Source organism: Blautia sp. DFI.3.45 (genome assembly GCF_020593505.1).
Taxonomy (GTDB): Bacteria; Bacillota; Clostridia; order Lachnospirales; family Lachnospiraceae; genus Blautia_A; species Blautia_A wexlerae.
Window position 1 is genome coordinate 1 of sequence record NZ_JAJDMI010000182.1, and the last position, 383, is coordinate 383.

Here is a 383-nt window from a genome sequence, read left to right on the forward strand (position 1 = left end):
TCTTTTTATATCTTGCGGTTCTGCCGATTATCGCTCTTACTTGTCGGAGGGCAGGTAGCTTTTTAGTCGGTGTAATAATTGCTTTTGTCTATGGATATGGAGGGATGTTTGCCGCAGGAAATATGACATTAGCAAACCTTTATCCGATTACCGCAAGTCTCGGAATGGTAGGCTACCGTAGCTATGATACCGCAGTCAACTGGAACATCGGAATCTGTTCTTGCAGTCTTGTGCTTGCTGTTGTTATTTCTGCCATCTTGATTTTGTGCATGAAAGAGCGAGAAGCAACCCAAACAAAGAAAAGGTCAAAAAGGTAGCACCAAGGAATGGCTGGTGATGATTTTATGAAGAAAATAGTTTTAGCATTAACATTCGTCCTTGTG

1 pseudogene is annotated in these 383 nt (G+C 41.8%); it reads left to right on the top strand.

The features are described 5' to 3' along the window. Positions 1-317: pseudogene (locus tag LJE09_RS17520) on the top strand (ABC transporter permease); the annotation flags it as partial. Positions 318-383: the final 66 nt, after the last annotated feature.